The sequence below is a fragment of the Candidatus Bathyarchaeia archaeon genome (assembly GCA_041447175.1).
In the GTDB taxonomy this organism is placed as follows: Archaea; Thermoproteota; Bathyarchaeia; order Bathyarchaeales; family Bathycorpusculaceae; genus JADGNF01.
The window spans coordinates 908206-931803 of record CP166960.1; the positions used below are offsets into that span (position 1 = coordinate 908206).

The following is a 23598-nucleotide window of genomic DNA, read 5'->3' on the forward strand; positions in this document are numbered from 1 at the left end:
CTGAATCAGAGTCACGGCACATTTACAAACGGGTTGTCAATCTGGCGGTGCTCTTTTCTTCAAAAGGAGAGACTGTCGTAGGGTCTATAGGTTGTTCTTATTCACACAAATATTTTCAGTGTAAAGCAACGTAGAAGAAGCGCGTATGCCCGATCATGGACTGCTGTATCATCGGTGATCACTCGGTCACACCTTGTCTGAGGTTAGCAGAAGAAAACCTTTTCAGCAATACAACCGTTACTTGGTTTGGTGAACCTATGTCCAGTTTTAAAGTAACCAACACCCACGTAAAGTTCTCCACCCAAGGCGAAATCGACTTCATTGACCTTTCCGAGAAAATTCAAGAAACGGTTTCGAAATCAGGCATCCAAAATGGCATAGTCCACGTTTTTGCACCTCACGCAACGGGAATTCTGATTTTAACAGAAAATGACCCTGCTCTGTTAAGGGACATCAAAGAGTTTTTGGAAGAACTGGCACCCAAGAACCAAACGTACAGCCACCCGTCAAATGCTCATTCTCATTTGAGGTCCATGATGTTTCCGCCTGACAAAACATTGCCTATAATTGGGGGCAGAGTGAAGTATGGAACTTGGCAATCCTTGATGTTTGTGGAAACAGATGTTTACCCACGGAACAGAACCGTCATTATTCAGGTCCTGGGTGAAAACTGAAATCTTTTTCAAAATTTTTGTTTCTTCGTCACCCGTAAAGGGAAAAAACGCGGTAAAAATGGGAAATTCCACTCATAACGCCAAAAACACAGCTATGAACACAGACATTTTTGCCATGAAAATGTGAATCGTGACCATTCTATAAAATTTCGAAAACAAAAATTCATCAAAACGGTGCCTGCCTCCAATAAAGTCACTGACAAAACAAAAACTGGAAGCATTTTTCTCCACAATACATGTAGAATCTGCAGCCATTGCATGCTCGACCGGCTGTTCACCAAAAGCACTTGCGGCTGCAGCCAAAAAAATAACTAAAAACGGCGCGAAACCAATCAAATTTACCTGACTTAGGCTCAAGGGTCTCGCTTAGCAGGGTATTAAGCGGTTAAGAAGAGCTCTTACCTTTCAGTTACGGGCTTAAAGTTCTCATCTGGGGCTGCCAAGTTTATGATTATATATAATTCGGGACTCTTCGAACAAACACGAACGAGCCAGACAAAAAATCAGGCAGCTCTCAAGGGAACAAAGGAAAAACAAGGTTTTCAAAAAAGGTGTGTTCGGTTGATGCTTTTGTATACAGAAAAGAATATGCAAGAACCACGTACATAACGTTAAAGATGCCCCCAAAAAGCAGGGTACAAGCGGTCAAACAGAAGTTGGTTTCATCAAGTCTTTGACAGTGGTGCCGACCGAAAGCTCGCAGGCTAAAACTACTTTTCGCAGTTTCCCTGGCTGGGACAAATGGAAAAGAGCATGAATTTAGCTTAAGACACACAATTTCTACGCTTAGAAGAGGAATTTTTAGCTGTTTATTGTAAAAAATCAACATTCGAAATATTTTCGACACTAATAAAATTGACAGATAAAAAATCAAACCGCAAAAACACCAAAAACAACTAACCAAACTACCCCGAAAAAACAAGTCGACCAAAAATTAAATCATAAAACCATCTTAAAAGTCACTTCAAAATTAAACAATCGTTTTTTGTAACAAGAGACAAAAAAGGCACACCCAAGACACACCGAAAAAACCCCAAACCAAGCCCCAAAAAGGCTGTAAGACAAAATTGGCGCGCCCAATCAGAGCCTTGCCCGCCAGTTGGGCCAAATTTGCCAACAAATACGCACAGAAAAGCAGAGCTAACAGTCCCTATGGAAAAGGGGATTTCATGATTATATAAGGTTCGGAGCTGTTCGAAAAAAAGCGTTTATGACAGGAGGCAGGTGCAGAACGGGGAAAGGAGGGAGACAAGGTTCAAACTTGGGAAATACAGAAGGGCTATCTTCGAAAACACGGTATTGCAAGACCGCTATTGGCCCTTTCAGAAGGGCTAAAGGAACTGAAGATATACAGGTGCACCTGCTTAAGTAAACATCAGCAGGGGAAACGCAGAGAAGCCATGCGTAACGGTTGAAAGGCGTAGATGCTTCCTGAAGCAAAGCTAGAGAAACAAAAGAAGTTAGTTGTGTTTTTTTCGAGGTTTTTGACCCAGCAAACCTTCAGCGAGCTTTAAGTCTACGGGCGTGTTCACATTGAAAAAAGTCTTCAGCTGCGGATCCATTTGTTCAATGACCAACGTTGAAACATACCGCACCCCACCCAAATTCTCAACCATATCCGAAACCTCCAAGAACTCGTCTTCAAGCGCCATAAGAGCAGCTTTCAACGCGCTCTGTGTGTGATAAACGGCATGCAACGGTTCAATCCGTTGGTCAGTCCACCGGGGAATCGCCGCGGTCCTGTTGTGGCAGAGCTCGAAAAGCAAATCCAGAACCTCAACCGAAACCAGCGGCATATCCGAACCAACAAGCAAACTGTATTCGCCGTGGGCAGCCTCAAGCCCAACCACTACACCAACCAAGGGCCCCTGAGCGTCATCATGGTCCACGATAAACTTCACTTCAGGCTTCAAGAATTGGGTGTACTCTTTAACCAAGTCCTCAGTTTTTGTTACGACAATAACTTCGTCAACAACCCCACTGACGGCATCGACAACACGCTGAAGCAAGGGCTTGCCCTTTAACTCCACGACCGCTTTGTCTTGTCCGAAGCGTTCAGAGAATCCACCAGCGAGCACAATTGCAGAGCGATTCAAAGGTTTTCCTCGGTATACAACCCCTACGCGTGGCATAAAGCCTTTACTAGAAAAGAAGCGCGTTGAAGAAAGAGGGAAGAAAAGCTTAATTGACTTCGTTGGCGTCGATTTTCTTTGCCATTTCAGTCAAAAGCACTGAGAATGGGTGGTCGGGCTTATCCTGGGCGAAGATAAAGTTTCCTTCGGCACGCAAAATATCGCAGAAGCAAGGAACAATGCCTAACAAGGGAACTTTGTAGATGTTCTTGACACGGTCGTAAAGTTCGTCACGCCGATTTTTAGAGTTATAGTCTAAGACCTTGTTGAGCACGATACCTGTTTTCTTCTCAAACAGGTTGTAGAGCTCTTTGAGCATGCGGCTGGTTCCATCCACATCCGAGCGGTCACCGGTGGTTGTCACGGCAACAAGGTCTGAGGCAACGATGGCATTGATGGAGCTGTACTGCATGCCGGGGCTTGTGTCAAAGACGATGTAGTCAAATTGTTTTTCGTTAAAGAGGGCGCTTCGCAGATGCAACAGGCGACCCAAGGCTCTCATTTCCCATTTGCGATCTTTGGCGGACATGTCACGAATGGCTTCGGTGGCGGGGTTTGCTAACCCAACGTTGAGGGTGCCTTTTCCTGGAACACGGGTGCTGATATCAACAAGGACTTTGTTTATGTCGCAAGTGTTGTTTAGGTAATCGTTAAACCAGTTTTCAGTGCTTGAAATTTTGAGTATGGCGAAAAGACTTGGTGCTCGAAAGTCCAAGTCAAAGAGGCAAACGTTCTTGCCTAGTTTAGCAAATGTAGCGGCAAGATTCACAGAAAGTAAGGTTTTGCCTGTTCCACCTTTGTATGAGTGTACCGCGATAATTTTTCCCATTCTTATTCCCCGCCAGTTTCCCGTTCCGCATAGAAATAAGCTTTTCTGCCAGTGCGTTCCTTTTTCAGGTAACCCATCAAAACAAGCTGGTTAAGATAAGCACTTTCCACGGCTCGGGCTCGGGAGGTTTGCTGGGCAATTTCGTCAGCTGTTGCTCGACCTGACCGGCAAACGGTCATGGCAGTTTTCCGAAGATGGTCAGGCATAGAAAGCAAAGTCATAACATCTAATGGCGTATCTTCAATGGGTTGAGAAACACCAGTACGGTCATGCTTCTGTAGCTCAATCATGACTTCCATTTTTTCATTCAACCGCTCTAAATTCTCGCGTATCTTCTCCAAAATCGCCACAGGCTTTTTTCCTAAACCCATATCTTTACTCAATGACATCCCACTTTGATTGCGTGCCCTTGTACTACAGTAGAACATAATTGTTTATTAAGTGTTACGATACAGAAATATGAATTTGTGACTTGTTTGTTTTTGCTCAAAAGAAGCGGGTACAGTCAATACTGCCACAAACGGGCATACAGACAGTTGAATGTTAAAATCAGGTAGTAAGGAGAGGGTGGTTTAGTAGGGGATGGGTGTTTGGCTTCGGGCTTCTTCAACGATGGGCAACACTTGTTTGAGTTCGCGGAAGTACTTCAGCACGGTTATGCCTCGTTGTGTGACTGCGAAGACGACTCTGCGTTTGCCGATGGTTCGTTCTTCAACCAGACCTTGTTTGATGAGGAAGTCGAGGTATTCTTTAAGGACGCTACAGTTGACGTTAGCTTTATACATGATGTGCGTCAGCTTCAGTGGTCCTCTGTGCGCTAGCACCTTAAGAATGTCGATGTACATTTCCAGTTTACTGCGTCTCATGATTAACTCCAACTCCGATTTCATATATAGCGTTTATGTATTGAAAATTCATAGTTTTCATCATGTTTTGCATCAGCATCCACTTCCGAGGCTCACACGGTTTAACACTTTTAGTCTATTTTCGAATGCAGTAACCATGTCATCTATCAATATTTGTTGACATTCTGTCGAGAGTTGCTTGATTTCATCACCAAATACATTAACCATTTTTGTTTCCAATTCATCTCGACTTTTGACACCAGTATTTTGGTTCAAGGCTTTTACACCAGTCCATTGACCACACATAGGTGTTTGGTATTTAACTGCCTTATGAAAACAAAATATGAATCCCCAATTCAGAACGCTCAACAACCGCCATCAGCACGTTTCCACTTCAAACTCAAAAGCCCAACCGCCAAACATACAATTACAAAACGCAAGTTCAGGTTTAAAAAAAAGATATATGCCAAGCATACTCTACATCAGACAATTAGGCAAACAGGCGAACACGATGACTTCAAACAACAACGAAACCAACAATGAAATGGTCGTCACCCCATGGGAAGTGAAAGGCAAAGTCGACTACGAACGGCTAATACGCGAATTCGGAACCCAACCCCTCACACCCGAACTTTTAGCCAAACTAGAATCCCACACCGACAAACTCCACCTGCAGATCGAACGCCGCATATTCTTCAGCCACCGCGACTTAGACACCGTTTTGAAGCTGTATGAGCAGGGCACCAAATTTGTACTTTACACCGGCAGAGGTCCTAGCGGTCCAGTCCACATTGGACATCTAGTTCCTTGGATTTTTACACGGCACTTGGCAGAAAAATTTCACACACGACTTTACTTCCAGATGACAGACGATGAGAAATTCATTGTAGGCAACGACACAAAACTTGCTGACACACGCAAGTGGAGCTACGAAAACACTTTAGACTTAATTGCAGTTGGATTCAAACCTGAAGACACCTTCATAATTTACGACACCCAAGACATGGACCTTCTCTACGACATCGCCCTTGAAGTTGCCAAACGCATCACATTCAGCACCGCACGTAGCACGTTTGGTTTCCAAGACAGCACCAACATTGGCTTGGTGTTCTGGCCTGCCATACAAGCGGCGCCATGTTTTATCCACAAAAAACTCACGGGAGAAAATGTACCTGCCTTAATCCCCGCCGCCATAGACCAAGACCCATACTGGCGTGTAACTCGAGACATAGCCCAAAAGCTTGGCTACTACAAACCTGCCCAGATACACTGCCGTTTCCTACCCGGCTTGGGTGCAGGAGGAAAGATGAGCGCCTCTTTACCGGAAACCAGCATTTTCACCGTGGACCCGCCGGAGGTTGTGAAAAAGAAAATCTGGAATGCTTTCACAGGCGGTAAAGGCACGGCAGCCGAGCAGCGGAAACTGGGCGCCGACCCGTCAATCTGCAGCATATTCCAATACTACGTTTACCTCTTTGAGGAGGACAATGCGAAACTGGAGGAACGGGAACGTCGATGCCGCTGTGGTGAAATGCTTTGTGGCGAATGCAAAAAAGACATAGCAGAAAAACTTAACAAGTTCCTTGCAGAACACCAGAAGCGCCGCGAGAAAGCCAAAGACGTTATCGAAAAATACCACATCAAGCGATGAAGAAACATCAAGCTCAACTCGCGATAAACTTTTTCAGTGAATCACGTTAGCGGCGGTAGATATGCTTCTGCACGTGCAGGGCGCTTAAGGATAGCAAAGTGCAGTACGATTCACATGTACTAAGCGTAATCTTTTTTGTTCAAACTAGAAAGGGGTAACAGTGAACAGTTTGTTGTTAAGCAAAGTCAGTTAAAGAAAGTGAAATCCATGTATGTCCAGTTTTTATTCCGCCTGAAAGCATACAACAAAATCGGACAGAAAATTCAACGCAGCCCTTGAGTACACAATAAAGAAATGTATATAATTAAAGTAGACATGAAGCAATAGTATACCACAAGCAATCTCTTTAGAAATACAAATTGTATTTCTCCAAAAACACAACCCTGTATTCAAGACCGGAACTTTTGCAGGCGTTTTTGCGCAAAGGGTTGCCAAATCGAAAAATGAAAGTTGGATGTACATAGTGTCTGAACATTTACCTGAATGGCCTGAACCAGGCGACTTAGTAATCGCCACTATCGAAAGTTTAAGGGATTATGGAGCCTACGCAAACCTTGACGAGCACAACAGACGCGGCTTTCTACACATCTCCGAAATCTCCAGCGCCAGAATAAGAAATATCCGTGACTTTGTACGGGAAAAACAAAAGATGGTGCTCAAAGTTATTCGAGTAAACGCAGAAAAAGGGCACATTGACTTATCTCTAAGACGCGTGACAAAACGGGAAAGAATCGAAAAAATCAAATCTTGGAAAAAGGAACGCAAAGGTGAAGCTATTCTTCATGCGGTAGCCGAAAGATTAGGGTTGCCCACACACGAAGTCTACCAGCAAGCGGGCGTTATTCTTGAAGAAAACTACGGCTTATACGAAGGGTTCGAAAAAGTCGTGAAAGAGGGCATCGAAGTTCTAACAAAGCTTGAAATACCTGAAGAAATGGCTAAAGCTATCGTACAAGTTGCAGAAGAACGCATACGAATTAAGATGATAAAGGTCAAGGGCACTCTTGAAGTTCGCTGCATGAAACCCAATGGCATTAAATGTATTCAAGCGGTCTTCAACACCGCCAAGAAAGCACAAAAAGCAAAAGATGCTAAAATCGAATTTGCAGTAATCGCCGCTCCTAGATATTGTGTGGAAGTTTCAGCAGATAACTGGAAACGTGCTGGAGAACTCTTGGAAAAGGTTGGTCAAAGTGTGGTGGCGAACATAACCAAAGCAGGAGGACAAGGCGGCTTTAAGAAGGATGTTAGGCGGTAAAACATGCGTTAAGAAAACAAGAAAATGATGGTGTCAGGTGGAAAAAATTGGTAAAGGCACCAAACCAACTATGACCAGGCAAAACGATGATTACGTTTTGCTTCAATAGAAGCCCACAAACGTCGGGAAGCTTTTGAGGGCTTCCCATGAACGTCTCATGAAAGGGCTAAAAGATATGGGATGTGGGCTATGATAGTCGCATGAAGTATAATGGAGAAATAGTTGTAAGTAACGTTGCTGACGAAGATGTCATTTTCGTTTTCGTCAAGAAAAACACAAACTCATCATTTACTTAAACAAAAAGCAATCGGGGGAGAAAACTCTGCTACCTAATGTACCATGGTCGCAGGAAGCACCCGTAGATGGTTCATCTGCATTTTTTCAACGCAAACCCAACTGGAGATTAGAAAACCAGTTTGTGCTCGTGAAGAATTGCTTCGTATTCAATAAGGCCTATTTTTTTGATGCCGCCTTGAAAATGTGACCGCGCTTTTCCACCTCTATGCGCAAATGCCTCTTTTCCTTTTAAGCACTCAAGCGGCAGGGGTTTGCGCCATTTGTCTACCGCAGTGACAAAAACGCCTTGGTCTGAATCTATGAAGTCACGGTGAATAAGGAGTTTTTTCTGAGTTTCATCTAGCTGAGTGTATGCAGAGTCTAAAATGCAGTTTCCGATAAAACGACCGCCATCTTTATGCACCAAATAAAACAAAGCGTGGTCGCCTTGCTTTAACAGAGGGAGGTTAACTTCAGGTTTTCCGTTTTCTGAGCGTTCTTTAATTGCCCAAAAGCCTTCCTGAGTGCGGTGTTCAAAAATGGTGTATCCTCTTCTACCATATAACCCGCCTATTTCGTCTTTGACTTTAAAAATCCAGTAGTTCGTCACGGTGTTTTCTCCATTTGTGTTAGTTTTAAGGGGTCAGGTAAATGCTTTGCTGAGCCGTTGTCAACTGTTCTTGATACTAAACAAACATCTTGAGTATGTGTGCAGTATCTTAAAGGTTCAGGTGGCTTGTGAATGAGAAGGGACAGATTTTCATATCTGTCGGCAGCTTGCCAAACAGTTTGCTTAGTAGCTGTAGCAGGTGTACCCACTGTAGGTTAACTAATCGTGTCATAAACGAAAAAATGTGTTGGCTAAAAGTGGCGCATATTGTAATCGTTAAATTAATTAATATAATTAACCAATCAAAAATTGAGAGAGAACAATGAATTATAAAGAACGGCAAGAAATAATTAAAAAATCGCCAATATCTTTTCAATACCTTAAGCGGTTCAACATTGGAGCAGGCACACTACAGCTAGTAAACGGGTTAGCAATACTATCGCTAACTTTTCTTTTGACATGGCCTAAAGGCACCGACATCTACACATTCTATCTTCAATTCCAACATGTCACCCCAACATCGCCCGCCATCTTTGGATTCCCCAGCCCACAAGTTATCTTTACCGTGGATTATCTTGGTGTGGTGCTGGCGGCTTTTCCTTTGATTTCGGCGTTTGCTCACTTCATGATTGCGTTTCCCAAAAATCAACAGTACAACGAGAACCTCAAAAAAGGCATAAACCCCTACCGCTGGTATGAATACGCTTTCTCCAGCTCCATAATGATTTGGGTCATCGCCACGTTTGTGGGCATCTGGGATTTCTGGTCGCTTGCAATGATTTTTCTGCTTAACGCAATGATGATTATGTTCGGGTACCTCATGGAAGTCATTAACCAAAAAACCGAGAAAACAAACTGGTCCGCCTTCATCTTAGGCTGCATCTCAGGCGGGTTCCCCTGGGTAGTGCTGTTCGCATACTTCACGGGCGCAGTTGTAGCAAGCGAGGGCAACGTGCCAGCGTTTGTTTACACCATTTTTGCGGTTTATTTGGTGCTGTTCATGAGTTTCGCGGTGAACATGGTTTTGCAGTACAAGGGTGTAGGACGCTGGAGAGACTACCTGTATGGGGAACGCGCCTACATCGTGTTAAGTTTTGTGGCAAAAACGCTGCTGGTTTGGCTAGTGTTTGCAGGGCTGTTTCGACCATTCTAAATCAACCCCCTCTTTTTTTGTCTATTTGGATGCTATTAGCAATTGAATGCAGAACCTATAGAGGGGTAGAGGTCTGTCAAAACGTAGCCTACCTACCACACCAGAAGAAGCCCAAGAAAAACCATAAAAATTGGAACTCAATGAATACGAGGCGTATTGTTTGGTGGACGAGGCTAGCTTAAAGCCGTCGTTTAAACCGTCGTTACACAATTGATAGGTTTGTGTTAATCTCGCGATATAATGCGTATTTGATGCTAAACAAAGAGCAGTTAAAAGCGAGAAAAAGCATCACATCTCACTAACATCTCAAATTTTATTTTTAGTACCCTTTAAAAATCAGGGTACCGTCAGATAGGAGAATTTAATATTTTGCTCGGGGTATTCTGTTAGCCATATCACGCCTATTCTGCCCCCGCCAGTCCTGTAGAAACTGGACACAACAAAATCATATCGCAACGTATCGGTTATCCAGTCTGTAACAAGAGCGTCCCAAGTCCCACTCACACACTTCTTGTAAAATATGTGATTTTCCGTAGGAACTGAAGACCAGAAACAGTACAAATCACCTGAAGAAGTATCCACAGTTAAAGTTGGCTCTAATGAGCAGTAATAATAAATTTTTATCCAACTATAAACATCTTGAGGGAAACTCCAAATAGCAGTTCGATTAACATATTTTATCGTTATTCTATAGAGAGGTTCGCTCAATTCATTGTCTCCTAAGTAAGTAGCTGATCTATAAACTATATGAATAACATCTCCTTTAGTTACAACTGAAAACTGGGCTGAACTAATGCTGTTTGTAATTGTCTCTGGATTTCCCCAAGAGGAGCCGTTCCAAAGCTGCCCAAAAAGACTTGTACCAGAAACGTAGAGAACGTAGATTTTGCCAGATGATAAGGGAACTAAAGTCACGCCAGTGCTTGAGGTTATACTGTATGGAAAACCAGTCGCAGTTGACCAAGTTCCATTATTTAAGGCTGACTTTATGACACTATAACTCGCACCAGTATAGTAGCTTATAAAAGGGTACCCATCTGAATCCACAGCTATAGTCGGAGTGCCGCCGACAAATTGAACTACTCGCGGATTATAGGAAGACCACGTTATTGTCCCGTTTGCGTTTGGCAGTCCCCGCCTGTAAAACAAGCCATTCCAAGCATATGCGTAATGCACATATGTCCCGTCAAAATGAATCGCTAAATGGTCTCCAGTTCCGCATTGAGCTATTTGTGTTTCAGCGCTCCAATTGGTTCCATCAGTGGATGTTTTATAGGTCAAACAGGCGCTTTTACTATAGAAAACCCAAAAACGACCATTAGCAAAAAAGGTTTTACGTTGTGAAGGGTAAACTGTAGCGTAACCATCACTTGTTGTGTCTACAACAGAAGGTGCGTTTATTCGGAGATAATTAGCAGTGAGGGTCATGTTTGAAAATATGGATAACGTTATGGGATTATCGTAGAAAGTTTCATTAGTGTAGGTATAACTTCGGAATGAATAACCGCTTGGAATACTAACTTGAATCGTGTGAACGCCTAAAGACATATTGAATGTACCACCTGTGGTTCCACAAGGCTGCCCATCTATAGTGACATTAGCTGTAACAGCGCTTCCAAAATCGTCAGCTGCTGGAATTTGCACAATATAATGGGAATAGGCATAGTTAGCGGTAACGGTCATGTTTGAATAAACAGGTATCCACGCGGGATTATTGCTGTTCGTACAGCCATTATATGTGTAGTTCTGGAAAACTAGGCCGTTTGGGATAGTTACTTGTATTGTGTGGTCACCTGGTAAAATGTTGAAGCTGTTTCCTGTAGTTCCGACCAATTGGCTGTCTATGTACACATTCGCGGGTACGGAGCCTCCAACGTTGTCGTATGCAAGTACCTGTAGTGAGTGAAAAGTCGGTGTATCGGAGGTATTCATGTATGCAAATCTTAGTTCAGGATTTGGGTACGGCGTCGTCCATATGACGCCAGTTTTGTTTTCGTAACTTCTGGCGAAACTAGCTATAACAGAATTTTGAAGGGAGTCACGTATCCAATCCATAGTTGAGGACCACGTTCCATTGATACATGTCTTGCAATAAATATGGTTGGCTCCTGAGCCAGACCGTGGAGCCCAAAAAAAGCACAGGTTGTTTGTTGACGATTCAATGCATAAACTTGTTATGGCACGAACGTCTGAGCGCTGCACTATTTGGGGTGAGCCCCAGCTCGAAGTGCGTTTCGCGTGATACAACGCACAGATGGGGTTGCCCCATTCGTCATAGTCTATTATGGCATCATAGGTTATGTGGACAACATCGTTTTGGCTGACAATCGAATCGCAATATGCGACTGGCAGGTTTTCTTCGTTTCCCCATGAAGAGCCATTCCATAATCGCCCTAGACCAATACCGACCCCATTGTAAAGGAGATATACTTTATTCGTGGCCAAGGGAACTATTGAAACGCTCCAAGGTGCACTACTGCCCCATGATGTTGGGGTATATGGAAAACCTGATGCTGTAGACCATGTACCATCATTGGTAGAAGACTTTATGACCATAGGGACATAGCTTGGATTATACCCGTTATATCCTATGAATGGGTAACCATTTGAGTCGACACAAATAGTGGCGGGCGCACTGTAACCTTGACTTAATACTCTGTATTCGTTTGACCAAGTTATAGTTCCGTTCGCATTGGGCGTTCCTCGTCGGTAATTCATCCAGTCATTCCATGTGTTCACGTAGTGAACATAAAATCCGTCGAAGTAGATAGAAAAATATGTGTTGGACCCACACGTGGTTACGTGAGTTGATAGACTCCATGTGATTCCGTCCGTGGACGTTTTGTAAGCCATGTAATAGTATTCATAATATTCGCCTGGTTCAACAAAGAAAGACCAGAAGCGTCCGTTCGCATAGAAACTTTTACGTTCTGTCGGAAAAGGTGCACCCGTAACAGAAGTTGAAGTTATTGTGCTTGCTTTAGGGTCGGACCATGCGTAGTGTACTGTTACTGTTGTATCCTGACTAAATATTGTAGTGCAGGGGTTAGTGTAAAGAGTGTAGCTCCGATAAGTGGAATAGTGAAAGGCATAGCCGTTTGGGACGCTTACCTCAAGTGAGTGGTATTCGGAGGATACGTTAAAGCTTTGTCCTGTTGTTCCTCGTAGCTGTCCATCGATATAGACATTCGCGGTTACTGGACTGCCTACGCTGTCTTCTGCCTCCAACGTTAGCAGGTAGTAGTAAATTTGGGGTGGTGGAGGCTCATAAATCGCCACCGAATGAGGCATAGACCATTCGCTTGATGCCCCTCCCGTATCTTGGGCGCGAACTTTGACGTTAAATTGCCCTGTGGATTCCCAGAAATGTGACGCTGTGACCTGCGTCCCACTTGCATTTGGGCCTATTGTAGTATGTTCTGTGCCGTCTCCCCAATCAAAAATGTAGTAAATGTTATCACCGTCAGGGTCTATTGCCTGCGCAGTGAAATCATAATAGTAGCCCATGATTAATGAGGACGTTGGACCGTCAAGAGAAAGTGCAGTTGGCGGGTTAGGCGGAGGAGGAGGAGGAGCTGTATAATACGCTACTATCGTTTGATCTGAGTTTATCTCTATGTTTACCGGGTTGGTGTAGTAATCTGTTCCATTGTAGCGGAAATGACTAAAAGTGCAATTATACAAAGTTGCATTGACACCAACACTGTAGCTCCCAGAAATCAACCTAGGATCCTTACCTATTTCCTTAAAGTCGGTACTGTTTATACTAAAAACTGGTGACATAAGGTTCCCATAGTTATCCCGAGCATCCAACATCAACATAGGCTGATACAACTTAATGTCACCATTACCATAAACCCTCAGCCAGCCTTCCCCTATTTCATAGCCGAAACGGGTCATCCATTCATACTCACCACTGTCTGAATTAAAACGGTACATCGGCCAGATTGCTGTAAACCCTCCATAAAGCGGCGTTTCATCAAAACTAGTACAGCCCGCAAAGTAGTCCTGCGACGCACGGTCTAACGCCTCATTTACCGTATAGTCAGCCGTCAAGGCATAAAAAAAGAACTTCTCAAGCCACAAATGATAAGGCGGCCAAACTGCGGTAGTCTCATTCCATATCCCTATTGTTTGGTTTAGAGCCGCTGATCCCCAGTCAAAGCCTATGTAGCAAAAAGCACCATTATCTGAACAATTGTACCCGTCGCCACTCATATAACCCGTGAGAGGGGTTGTAGTATTTGCGCCCACCATTTTGTGAGTCCACGCATATGGCATTCCCTGAACATTACCAGAAGTAGAATTTGGGCCGTTACCGTGATCTGTGTTAGCTGACATACATGCATTGATAAAAGCAAAGAAGGTGTTGGTTAAGGTAGTCTGGCTGGCTATATCCATATCATAAAGCATATGAGTACCATAATAGTCACTTAGTTCCATTGCATGTGTCCAGTTGTTTTCGTCTAAGTAATAATCTAAGCCTACATTGTCCTCAAAAAAATAGTGAAATTCGTTTGGAGCAAGCTGATAATTACTTGCACCAACGCCATGGTCAAAATCAACTACTGCAACACGAGGATAGTTTTGTTCATTATAGGAAATCTGGTACAAAATATCGTCTTTATATGAGCCCTTGTTACCCTGAAAGTCACTGGCGCTGTATCCGTTACTGGCGAATAAATTATTAATGTATTGAGCAGTGGCTTGCTGCTGTGAAACTTCTGGATTTGTTTTGCGCATACTTGACTTAATGGTATAATTGTATGCGCCCATACTTTCGGATCCCCAAACGGTGGAGCGCCCCTGCAAGGGAGTGGCGTCAACTGTTGAGATCGGAATTAAGAGCATTGACAACATAAGAACACAAAACAACACCCCGCTAACTTTGAACCAGCGAGGTTTTAGTAGAGTATTAGACCGAAAATGTTTCTTTTTCCATCTTAACCAGAGCAGACCAGCACAAAGCGTAACAGCGGCAAAAACTGGAACCGCGATCCAAGTATCCGATACCGAGTTTACCTTCGCGTCAACCGTAAAAGCTTGACCATTGGAGAGGACAACTGTGCAATCTTCAATAGCGGCAACTAAATCAGCTGGCGGATCCGAAGTGGAAACCCGTTCGTGAATATAGCAGACATCTTTTGTATCAGCCCAAAGGTAAACGTTCATGCCGTACACGTTGCCAGGGTAAAACTTATCTAAACTAACCCAAACATGCCGCAACGGAAAAAGTTCAAAAAGGTCTTGGCTATGCGCTTTATCAACATAAAGCGAAGGAGCAAAAATTGTTTCAATCATCATCGCGTTTGTTACATTAAACTTCGTAACTACAAACGTGCTATTGCCCGATGCTTTCGAAGTGTTATTGCTTGATGGTGCTATCCACGAATAAGTTTTCGCGCTTGCCATCGCTGTGTCTATTGCTTCTTCCTCTGAAAGGTTTACGCTTGTGCTACCGATTCTGTAGAGGTTCCAGTTGTCAATGAAGCATTTTAGGAAACCATTCTCGTAACGCAAGACTACGCACTTATCTGGCGCTTCTATTCCATTATATGAGTAGGTCCAACTGAAAGTTGTCGAATTCTCTTTAGAGGTTACTTCAAGCTTCATGTTTCCAGATGCTGCCGTTGAATTCTTGTTAGGATCAACCGTAGTGAGTGCTGATTCCAGTTTTCCGTAAAGCACATTTCTAGAATAGGTTTGGTAATTGCTAAGGAAGTCTTGAGCAGTTTCAAGGACGGTAGCGGCTGTTTTAGTTAGGTGTGGGAGCCTTCATTCTCAAGCACGTTTATCTTTTGCAGGTTCCCGTTTACGAACGTATGAACTATGTCCAGCTTGCTTCCGTTAGACTCAAGAGCATAGCGCACGTTCTCCTGAGGAAGAAGTTCTAAGTAAAAATCTTGATACTCGCTCTTTTGGGCTGACTGGTATTTTGTGAGGTCAAGACCCACCACCTCATTTGATATTGCTAAGCCTTCTTGTTGTTGAGTTGTAATGCTTTTTGCATGTACGTTAGGAGTTAATGTGGCATATGCGCCCAAAATCAAAATTAGCGAGAGAAAAACTATTGTAAAGTTTCGCTTAGACTGCCTAATCATAACCTTGTTTCCCCTCTTTTCCTCAAAATCCAAAAGCAGCAAGCTTTGGATTTTGCTCCCTGAGTACCCTTTGTTTTCCGATTTGCTTTTAAATTTTGCCATCAACAACGCTGTTCTTTTGGAGGAACAGGCTGTTCTTCAGGGAGAGTTAAAAAGGAGCCTACCCACACTGTATATTAAGGGACTAAGCTTGAACAAGCGCCTAGCAGTTATCTTTATCCTCACAAGCCTCATCAGCTTACTCACTGTTACAGTTGGACCCACAAAAGCAAGTTCCCAAACCATCATCGTACCCGACGACTACCCAACCATAACCGACGCCATAGGCAACTGCACCAAGGAAGACACAATTTTCGTTAAAAGCGGAATATACGCCGAGCAGACACTGGTTATAAACAAGACACTCACACTAATTGGCGAAAACGCTGAAGACACAATTATAAATAACATAGACTCCCACGCCATGGTTGAGTGGCTAGGTGGTTATCGTATGCCATTTGGAATAACCACCGCTGTAGATGTTAAAGCAAACGATGTAAAAATCTCAGGTTTCACCATAACCAACGCATCAACTGGCATCACCACAGAAGGTAACGAAACAAAAATAGTCGCCAATATCATAGAAGGACTAGACACCGATGGCGGCTATGATATAGGCATCAGTGCAAGCGGCAAAGGCACTCAAATTATAGATAATATTATAAATGCTGCAAATGTGGGCATCTTTGATAGCGGCTCATATCAAGTTATCATGCAAAACATTTTTAATTCAACAAGTTGCACCGTTGGCCCTTATGGACAATACAATATCATCGCAGACAACATCTTATACGGGTCGAGGGCAGGTATTAACTTACAGGGCAATTTGAATGTAGCTTATAACAATACTGTTGTAGATGGAGACATTGGAATTGAAATCACTGGCGTTAGTAATATAATCTACAAAAACGTCTTAAACCAAAATAATCTGGGAATCGAAATAGGACCATGGGCTATAAATGATTTTTTGAGTAACAACATTGTATGTGCAAACACAATAACCGATAACCAGCGCTATGGCATCATAATCGCTTCAGGTAGAAATAACACTGTTTATGCAAATCATATTGCAGACAACAAGGAAATCGGCGGCATGATTGCATGGAATCAATCATCCGGCATACTCTATAATGAATCTGACAGAGAGAGATGGCAGGGGCGGAATGCTGATAACAACACCTTTTACAACAATAACTTTGTAAACAATAGCGCATCTGAAGCTACTGATTGGAGTTGGCAAGGCACCAATTCTTGGGATAATGGCAAAGAAGGTAATTACTGGAGCGACTATAACGGCACAGACGCCAACGGTGACGGCATAGGTGATGTATCATACCCAGTAAATAAACCGTATAGGATACTAATCAGCAGTTTTCCTGAAGCCCAACTTCAGGATCCAACGGTAGTAAACCCTAACAACGTTTCTGACCGTTATCCGCTTATGGAACCCTTTGACACCGAAAGCATAACCATAGAGTTACCTGAATGGGCAACTGTTACCCCCCACCAAATCCCTTCATTTTCGCCTTCACCAAGCCCACCTCCAACCCAACCCCCAAGCCCCTCTCCAACACCTAAAACAACCCAAACCCCAAACCCCACACCAACATCAACAAGTGCACAAACACCCTCACCACCCCTAACAGAACAACCTTCGCCTTCAAACTCAGTTCCACCAACAAGCAACAATTCTAGCAGGTCAACAGACGCGTACTGGACAGCCGCAGCCGCCGTGGTAGCTGTGACCATAGTAATCATCGCAGCAACACTCATGCTCAGAAAACAGCACAACAGCAAATAAGAGACCAACTGTTCCTCTACAAGAACAAAACGTTCCCCAAGGAGAGCTAAAAAGGAGATTGCATTTTACCATCTGTGACAAAGGATGAATAAGCACATTGCGGTTATCTTTGTTATCATCAGCCTGACCGCTTCAAATACAATAACACTCCAGCCTGCCCAAGCAAAATCTAAAACAAGTGTTGTCCCAGACGATTTCCTCACCATAGCAGATGCAATCGGCAACGCCACAGACGGCGCCACAATTTTCGTTAGGAAAGGAACCTATCAAGAACACTCAATTGAGATAAACAAAACGTTATCGCTTATAGGCGAAGCCCCCAATACCACCATAATAGAGGACATAGACCCTCAAGTGCTCGTACTTCCCACCCAACTTCTACCAGAAAACAGCGCACCAATCAAAATTGCCGCCGATAACATCAAAATCTCAGGCTTCACCCTCACCAACGGCGGCAACGGCATCTCAGGAACAGGCAGCCAGACACAAATAACCGACAACCTCATAACAGCACCATATGGCTGCATAAACCTCAAAGGCTCAAACATAACCATCACACAAAACATCATAGAAAATAACGCTAACGGTGGCCTCAGTGGTTATGGCATCAAATGCAATGGATACTACAACACAATTGCTTCAAACAGAATTACTGGACCAAACAACTATGCAATTACCATAGAACACGAAAGCTCCTTAAACGTAGTATGTAACAACACCATAGTAGATGCGGGCAGTATACACGTATACGGCAACAGAAACGTAGTTGCCAAAAATAGCCTAACTCATGGCGGCATCTCAATAGACGGAACATCTAACACTGTCTATTCAAACAGAATCGAAGGGTCTGGTTTTGGTCTTGTTGGCTATAACAATACTTTCTATGCGAACTACTTGACATACGCTGTAAACGTTGGAAGCAACGTAGAAGATGCAGCAAATAATATTTTTTACGATAATAACTTTGTCGGCAGTACACAAGTTGGGGGCTGGATCGGCGTACGTGGACCTAACTTTTGGGATAATGGTGTTGAGGGTAACTTTTGGAGCGATTATAACGGTACAGACAGCAACAACGACGGGATAGGCGATTTTCCATACACAATTGACGCTAACAATCAAGACAACTACCCACTTATGGCACCATATAACATAGACAGTGTAATCGCAGAACTGCCAGAATGGGCAAACACCTCGCCGCCAACACCGCCTTTTCCGACACCCACACCGACTTTGCCTCCAAACACCTCAACACCAACAACAAACCCAACCACAACAATCACCCCCACTCTAGCCCCAACCACAACACAAACACTCCAACCTTCACCATCAACCCCCACACAGCAACCAACACAACTCGACTCAGAACCTTCAACAGGCAAAAATACAGGATTGCAAGCCAACATGCTCTTGATAGCCACAGTTACGGTCATAATAATTGCATTAGGGACAGCCTTAGCAGTGGTCTTCAGGAGAAGAAAAACCGACGCCTAAAACGGGCAAAAAGGTCCAAAAAGTGCTTGGCTAAACTAAACTTTAAAAAGCGGACGGTATAAACGCAAAAGCAAAATCCCTAAAACGCAAAAATAAATCTCGAAGAAAAACATTCGAATAGTAAAAAAGAGATTAAATTAAGCATATTTTGGAAGTTTGTTGGTGGACGAGGCGGGATTTGAACCCGCGGCCTCCACGATGCCAACGTGGCGATCATGCCAGGCTGATCTACTCGCCCAATTGAGGATGTTTCTGAACCTTAACCACAGCTTTACCCTATAAGCGTTTCTTTATTTTAGCCCTGTACTGTTGGGCTTTCAAAGCAAAGCAAACACGTTTTTCCCACAAACCCAGAGTTTTCTATATCTATGAGGGCTTGAGTTGTTGTGAGCAACTGTTCTTCGAGTACGCCTACTTGATTGAGGATACAAAAGGTTTATGTTTGTTGCTTTTAGCAAAGTGGCTGGGCACGTGAGTGATTTGGCTGTAAAAGCGAAGCTGGATTTCAAAAATATGTTGACTGATTGTGGGTATGGCGAAAAAGTTGTGGATGCACTTTGGCTCTGGTATGATTTTAGCGAGAAAAAGGGCGTTGCCAGTTTTTAGTTTTTGTGTGTGTAGTTTTTTGTACGGACAACTGTTTATCTCTCAGAGCGTGATTTGTTTTCTTAGCAAGGAATATATGAGCTTACGTAGTTAGAATTAGGATTAACAATTAATACCCTTACATTTGTACTAGGATTCATTTTTGGGATTCGTTAGCCTTATTAGCTCTACACTGCAATTATAGCAACGTGAGGATTCAGAGCAAATGTCGGAGAAACCACCATCCAAAGATGAAGCATTAGAAGCCTTGGACTTCATCGTTAACGTTCTTAAAGAACACGAAAAAGACTTAGACAAACTGGTATGTGAACTTGGCACTGTGGCGGGTCAACTTGGCGAATCGGGGGAAATTAACGACAAAGTCAGAAAAATCGAAGACAAAATAACCAACCTGCAAAACGAAGTTTGTACACTGGTAAAATCCTTATCCAACCAACCAACACAGACAACAGCATCAGGGACTCCTCAAACCCTAAGTACACAAATAACCCAAACTCCGCAAGTACCCAAATCTGAAACCTCAACACCCAGATGGAACCCAAACATACCCTTACTTTTCCGATGCAAAAAATGGGAAGACTTCCAAGCAATATCACTCAATGCACAAACAATCTCATTCACAATCAAAGAAGACACCCAAACATTCGAAGCCAACGCAATAAAAAACAACCAAATCATCAACTACAACGGACAAACCCCAACAATCGCAAACCTCCTAAAAATGTACCTAAGCAAAGAACTAAACGTCACCGAAAACCAAGTCTTAGAAGGCGAAATACTCACCAAATAACACACACAATTTCACGAAACTTCCACCCTAATTCTGAATACACAATCCTTTTATAATTCAGTCTCTTAAGTCTTGAGATGTAGCATGAAGGGTGATTGAGGTTGAAGGCGCACCATAGCCAGAGTACAGTTTTCCGTTCTCGAAGCCTTCTCCTTTCTCCTCGATAACGGATGGCTCTTGGTAGCCAACACACAATGACCTCACCCTTCTTGCGTAATTACTTGAGTTGCAGTGAATGTGTTTTTGGGCGTCGCTAGATGAAAGCGTGTGGAAGTTTTGCAGAAGTGTAAATCTAATCTGGGCTGTTTTAGGTGAAAGTAGAAAACAGAAAGGTTGAGGTTAAAAATGGAAAAATTGTTGTTAGCTTGGGGGGATGGCTTCTTGAAAAGTGTTTAATTCCACGTTCAAAGCGGGTTTCACTGCTTCGGAGACTCGTGAGGCTACGATGCGTTTGATGTTTTTTTCGCTGGCAATGTCAACGATGCGTTGGGTTATTATGCCGTCAAAAACTAAGGTGTCAATGCCTGAAACCTGCTGCAGACGTTCAGCTAGTTGGCTGACGGGGAGCCGCTCAATTTGTTCAAGTTTGTCGTTCATGAGAACCGCTTCAAGCGAGCCTACCAGTTCCTTGGCAGTCTGAACTACCTGTTCAGGGAATGTGACCTTTGGTTTTTCAACACGTTCAGGTGCCTTTTCGGGGCGTTCGACTTTTTTGGGTTTAAACAACTCAGCTACGGAAACCTTGCCTTCGATGGCGTCGGCGATTTCTTTACAGCTGCATTCTTCAATCTCTTTACCACGAGGAGCACGACCAACATATTTTATGCTAGTTACTTGCAGCAATTCTTTAAGAATCAGGTCACCACCGCGGTCACCATCTAAAAGTGCCGTCGCCTCTTTCTCCTTAGTTAACCGCTTGATTGATTCAGGAACCTTGGCACCTTCCAACGCTACCGTGTTAGTAATGCCGCAGCGCATAAGATTAATTATGTCTGCGCGACCTTCAACGACAAAAATTTCTTTAGATATTTCCAGAGTTGGCCCTGCAGGAAGGTCTTCAGCTCCAAACTTCTCAACTTTACCTGTCTTCATGGTTTCAGTGATTTCTTTGTAGACTTCGTCAACGCTTGGCATCGATTCGATGTTCCACTTGTGGAGGATTTCTTTAGCTCGGTCGATTATGACTTTTCGTCTGGCTTCGCGGATGTCTTCGATTTTGTCAAGAAAAACTTTTGCACTGCATGGACCCACGCGGTTAATGCTTTCTACACTTGCCGCTATGAGGGCAGTGCTTACGCGGTCTAAGCTTGTGGGTATTGTGATGTTTCCTGAGGTGCGGTCGTTTTTGCTGTGTAGTTCGATTTCGATTCTTCCGATGCGCCCGGTTTTTTGCAGTTCACGAAGGTCCAGTTCAGGACCAAATAAGCCTTCGGTTTGTCCAAAAACTGCGCCGATTACGTCGGGTTTTTCAACTACTCCATCAATTTCAAATCTAGCGTGTATAACATACTTTATAGTGAACGTTTGGGATGTGCCCATGATTGTTAGCCTCCTTTATGTGATGTTTAGGTTAGGTTTGACTGCATGAACAACCAGACGTTTGGTGTTCTATGCTAACTGTTAACTGTTATTTGAGTTACACCTTCCAAATATGTGTAAGCGTTTAATAACACTTGTGGTAAAAAACGACGACAATCATCACCAACTAATTCTGAATTAAACGTATCGTTAACTTGCAGAAGCCTCTATCGATTGGTCTTTTTACGTAACGCAAGTTTTTGGAGATTTTCCACCGGCGAATCATCGGCTTCACCTGCATCCATCAGGTGTTTAATATATCTCTGTGCATCTTCTTTGGCACGAGTTTCTTTACTGCTGAGTTCAACGCTGTTTTCAAGCTTTCTAATTGTTCGACCTAACCGGCGATGACCTTTTGTAACCACACGTGTTCAACTCAAAGCTTAACTGTTACAGCATGTTTTATAAGTTGGCTTTGTAATGGCGGCTTTTAGCGAAGCCTGTTCGGCGCTGAAGGCTCAGTTACTCGTCGTTCAGAACACTGCACAGAACCAAACAAAAATTCGCATGCACAAACATCTAAAGAAAAAAGTCGGAAAAAAGGGTGAATACAAGGAAAGAAAACACAAAAAACGCACAAGTCTAATCACATGACTTGTGTTGTAGTCCCGAGCCAGTCACTTAATTTTATCTACCCAAAAAGACGATATTTTATCAAAAAGTAACCGTCACCTCGAGACAGAATTTTTATGTGACTCCAGTCCAGAGTTGAGAGAAATGAGAAACTATGAAATTATAACTGCTTTTGAAAAAGTTTTCAAAAAGTTGGATGTAATAGACGCCAAAGTAAGCAACATGCCTCAAGTTAAGGTTAACGTTTCAAGCCGATTTCTACCCACATTAAATGCGTTGTCAAACCTTAATTCTGCAACGGCAAGCCAAGTCAGCATGGTAACTGGACGCTCAAGAGCTTTTGAAAGCAAAAATCTTAATGAACTTTATTCGCTGGGTGTGCTTAGTAAACGGGAGCAAGGTCACATGCGTGTTTTTCAAATCCGCAAAAACTCAGGCACTTAACCAACTTTAGCTAATTTTTTTCTCGTACGGACGGTAGAGTGCTTAAACGTGATTTTTGCATTCATTTTTTCCTTTTTCACGGGAATTTGGGGACAATTTGGAAAATAAGTTAATAAACCCCATGTGTATTCTTCGATGAACATCACAAACCGACCATAGAAACAAACGGCATGGTTGGAGGGCTGAAAAGGCCTTGACGGATAAAATCCTACTCTCACAGTAATGGATTTTCATTCGTTCTCTCTCTCCAAACGTCAGGGTCTCAGCAAGCCTTCAATCGTGCCGTTTGTGCATCCTCCGTTCTTTGGTGTTGAATTTTTGGAAAATATTGCGTTTGTTTGGTTCTAAACCGTAACAGTTTATTAAGTTGACAGGATTTTATGTAGATTTAAAGTGAGTTAAAAGAGGATGAAAAACGTGGACGTGCTCGCAAAGATTTACTGGATAAGAGTCCTGTTAGGCGGTGTCGCAGGATTAGTAAGCACAGGCGCAATTCTTCTGTTCCAATCGTTTAGTACAAACGTTTCGTTACTGGAAATGATGGGATCTGTTAACACGTTACTTAATGGAATTACCATAGCTTTACTGGTTTACTTGTTAAGCTACTATGTCCTTAAAGCGAAATTTACGTCACAAGTGGAGAAGCAATCAAAAATCATGAGTATGGGTATATTCATTTACTTCTTTACGTGGCTCATCGTGTGGGTTCTGACCTTAACAGCAATAATTGGCCCATTATAGGTC

General features: G+C 43.2%; 22 protein-coding genes and 1 tRNA gene. 10 read left to right on the top strand and 13 right to left on the bottom strand.

The features are described from left to right. The first annotated feature begins 257 nt into the window (after window positions 1-257). Window positions 258-674: a secondary thiamine-phosphate synthase enzyme YjbQ gene (locus ACBZ72_04820; protein XES78198.1), complete on the top strand. Its 417-nt coding sequence runs from the start codon at window positions 258-260 to the stop codon at window positions 672-674. Window positions 675-746: 72 nt separating this feature from the next. Here ACBZ72_04820 and ACBZ72_04825 read toward each other — a convergent pair whose 3' ends face one another. The 6 genes from ACBZ72_04825 to ACBZ72_04850 all read right to left on the bottom strand — a co-directional run bounded on the left by ACBZ72_04825 (window position 747) and on the right by ACBZ72_04850 (window position 4849). Next, window positions 747-1031 (bottom strand): hypothetical protein, encoded by a 285-nt coding sequence (locus ACBZ72_04825; protein XES78199.1) that lies wholly within the window; start codon window positions 1029-1031, stop codon window positions 747-749. Between the two features lie 1103 nt (window positions 1032-2134). Continuing rightward, the gene (locus ACBZ72_04830; protein XES78200.1) at window positions 2135-2770 is read right to left on the bottom strand and encodes a molybdenum cofactor guanylyltransferase; all 636 of its coding nucleotides are present in this window, start codon (window positions 2768-2770) and stop codon (window positions 2135-2137) included. 85 nt (window positions 2771-2855) lie between these two features. Beyond that, a complete protein-coding gene (locus tag ACBZ72_04835; protein XES78201.1) occupies window positions 2856-3635 on the bottom strand; it encodes an AAA family ATPase in 780 nt (259 codons plus the stop codon). Between the two features lie 2 nt (window positions 3636-3637). After that, entirely contained in the window at window positions 3638-4018 is a 381-nt protein-coding gene (locus ACBZ72_04840; GenBank protein ID XES78202.1) for a transcriptional regulator, read from the bottom strand. Window positions 4019-4207: 189 nt separating this feature from the next. Then, window positions 4208-4501, bottom strand: a complete 294-nt coding sequence (locus tag ACBZ72_04845; GenBank protein XES78203.1) for a winged helix-turn-helix domain-containing protein — start codon at window positions 4499-4501, stop codon at window positions 4208-4210. Between the two features lie 72 nt (window positions 4502-4573). Further along, window positions 4574-4849, bottom strand: coding sequence for a hypothetical protein (locus ACBZ72_04850; GenBank protein XES78204.1), 276 nt, complete (start codon window positions 4847-4849; stop codon window positions 4574-4576). 142 nt (window positions 4850-4991) lie between these two features. On the opposite strand from ACBZ72_04850, the gene ACBZ72_04855 reads away from it, so the two are divergent. Then, on the top strand, window positions 4992-6131 hold the full coding sequence (locus ACBZ72_04855) for a tryptophan--tRNA ligase (protein XES78205.1): 1140 nt from the start codon (window positions 4992-4994) through the stop codon (window positions 6129-6131). A gap of 463 nt (window positions 6132-6594) precedes the next feature. Next, complete coding sequence (locus ACBZ72_04860) at window positions 6595-7389, top strand: translation initiation factor IF-2 subunit alpha (GenBank protein XES78206.1); 795 nt, start codon at window positions 6595-6597, stop codon at window positions 7387-7389. 403 nt (window positions 7390-7792) lie between these two features. On the opposite strand, the gene ACBZ72_04865 is transcribed toward ACBZ72_04860, so the two are convergent. Beyond that, window positions 7793-8275 (bottom strand): hypothetical protein, encoded by a 483-nt coding sequence (locus ACBZ72_04865; GenBank protein ID XES78207.1) that lies wholly within the window; start codon window positions 8273-8275, stop codon window positions 7793-7795. Window positions 8276-8597: 322 nt separating this feature from the next. On the opposite strand from ACBZ72_04865, the gene heR reads away from it, so the two are divergent. Then, window positions 8598-9428: a heliorhodopsin HeR gene (gene heR, locus ACBZ72_04870; GenBank protein XES78208.1), complete on the top strand. Its 831-nt coding sequence runs from the start codon at window positions 8598-8600 to the stop codon at window positions 9426-9428. 336 nt (window positions 9429-9764) lie between these two features. Here heR and ACBZ72_04875 read toward each other — a convergent pair whose 3' ends face one another. Further along, the gene (locus tag ACBZ72_04875) at window positions 9765-15041 is read right to left on the bottom strand and encodes a PKD domain-containing protein (protein ID XES78209.1); all 5277 of its coding nucleotides are present in this window, start codon (window positions 15039-15041) and stop codon (window positions 9765-9767) included. A 146-nt stretch (window positions 15042-15187) separates the two neighbouring features. Beyond that, complete coding sequence (locus ACBZ72_04880) at window positions 15188-15631, bottom strand: hypothetical protein (GenBank protein XES78210.1); 444 nt, start codon at window positions 15629-15631, stop codon at window positions 15188-15190. 88 nt (window positions 15632-15719) lie between these two features. Between ACBZ72_04880 and ACBZ72_04885 the strand changes: the two genes are divergently transcribed. Further along, window positions 15720-17369 carry a nitrous oxide reductase family maturation protein NosD gene (locus ACBZ72_04885; protein XES78211.1) on the top strand — a complete coding sequence of 550 codons (1650 nt, stop codon included), beginning with the start codon at window positions 15720-15722 and terminating at the stop codon, window positions 17367-17369. A gap of 84 nt (window positions 17370-17453) precedes the next feature. Beyond that, complete coding sequence (locus ACBZ72_04890; protein XES78212.1) at window positions 17454-18863, top strand: nitrous oxide reductase family maturation protein NosD; 1410 nt, start codon at window positions 17454-17456, stop codon at window positions 18861-18863. 160 nt (window positions 18864-19023) lie between these two features. Here ACBZ72_04890 and ACBZ72_04895 read toward each other — a convergent pair. After that, window positions 19024-19101: transfer RNA gene (locus ACBZ72_04895), tRNA-Ala, on the bottom strand. Between the two features lie 233 nt (window positions 19102-19334). Between ACBZ72_04895 and ACBZ72_04900 the strand changes: the two genes are divergently transcribed. Together ACBZ72_04900 and ACBZ72_04905 are read left to right on the top strand one after the other, a co-directional pair. Next, the gene (locus ACBZ72_04900) at window positions 19335-19469 is read left to right on the top strand and encodes a hypothetical protein (protein ID XES78213.1); all 135 of its coding nucleotides are present in this window, start codon (window positions 19335-19337) and stop codon (window positions 19467-19469) included. Window positions 19470-19674: 205 nt separating this feature from the next. Then, window positions 19675-20259, top strand: coding sequence for a hypothetical protein (locus ACBZ72_04905; GenBank protein XES78214.1), 585 nt, complete (start codon window positions 19675-19677; stop codon window positions 20257-20259). A 57-nt stretch (window positions 20260-20316) separates the two neighbouring features. Here ACBZ72_04905 and ACBZ72_04910 read toward each other — a convergent pair whose 3' ends face one another. The 3 genes from ACBZ72_04910 to ACBZ72_04920 form a co-directional block, all read right to left on the bottom strand. Next, window positions 20317-20454 (bottom strand): hypothetical protein, encoded by a 138-nt coding sequence (locus ACBZ72_04910; protein ID XES78215.1) that lies wholly within the window; start codon window positions 20452-20454, stop codon window positions 20317-20319. A 165-nt stretch (window positions 20455-20619) separates the two neighbouring features. Then, complete coding sequence (gene dnaG / locus ACBZ72_04915; protein ID XES78216.1) at window positions 20620-21798, bottom strand: DNA primase DnaG; 1179 nt, start codon at window positions 21796-21798, stop codon at window positions 20620-20622. Window positions 21799-22004: 206 nt separating this feature from the next. Then, window positions 22005-22202: a hypothetical protein gene (locus tag ACBZ72_04920; protein XES78217.1), complete on the bottom strand. Its 198-nt coding sequence runs from the start codon at window positions 22200-22202 to the stop codon at window positions 22005-22007. 352 nt (window positions 22203-22554) lie between these two features. On the opposite strand from ACBZ72_04920, the gene ACBZ72_04925 reads away from it, so the two are divergent. Continuing rightward, complete coding sequence (locus ACBZ72_04925; GenBank protein XES78218.1) at window positions 22555-22854, top strand: hypothetical protein; 300 nt, start codon at window positions 22555-22557, stop codon at window positions 22852-22854. 408 nt (window positions 22855-23262) lie between these two features. Further along, the gene (locus ACBZ72_04930; GenBank protein XES78219.1) at window positions 23263-23595 is read left to right on the top strand and encodes a hypothetical protein; all 333 of its coding nucleotides are present in this window, start codon (window positions 23263-23265) and stop codon (window positions 23593-23595) included. Window positions 23596-23598 lie beyond the last annotated feature (3 nt).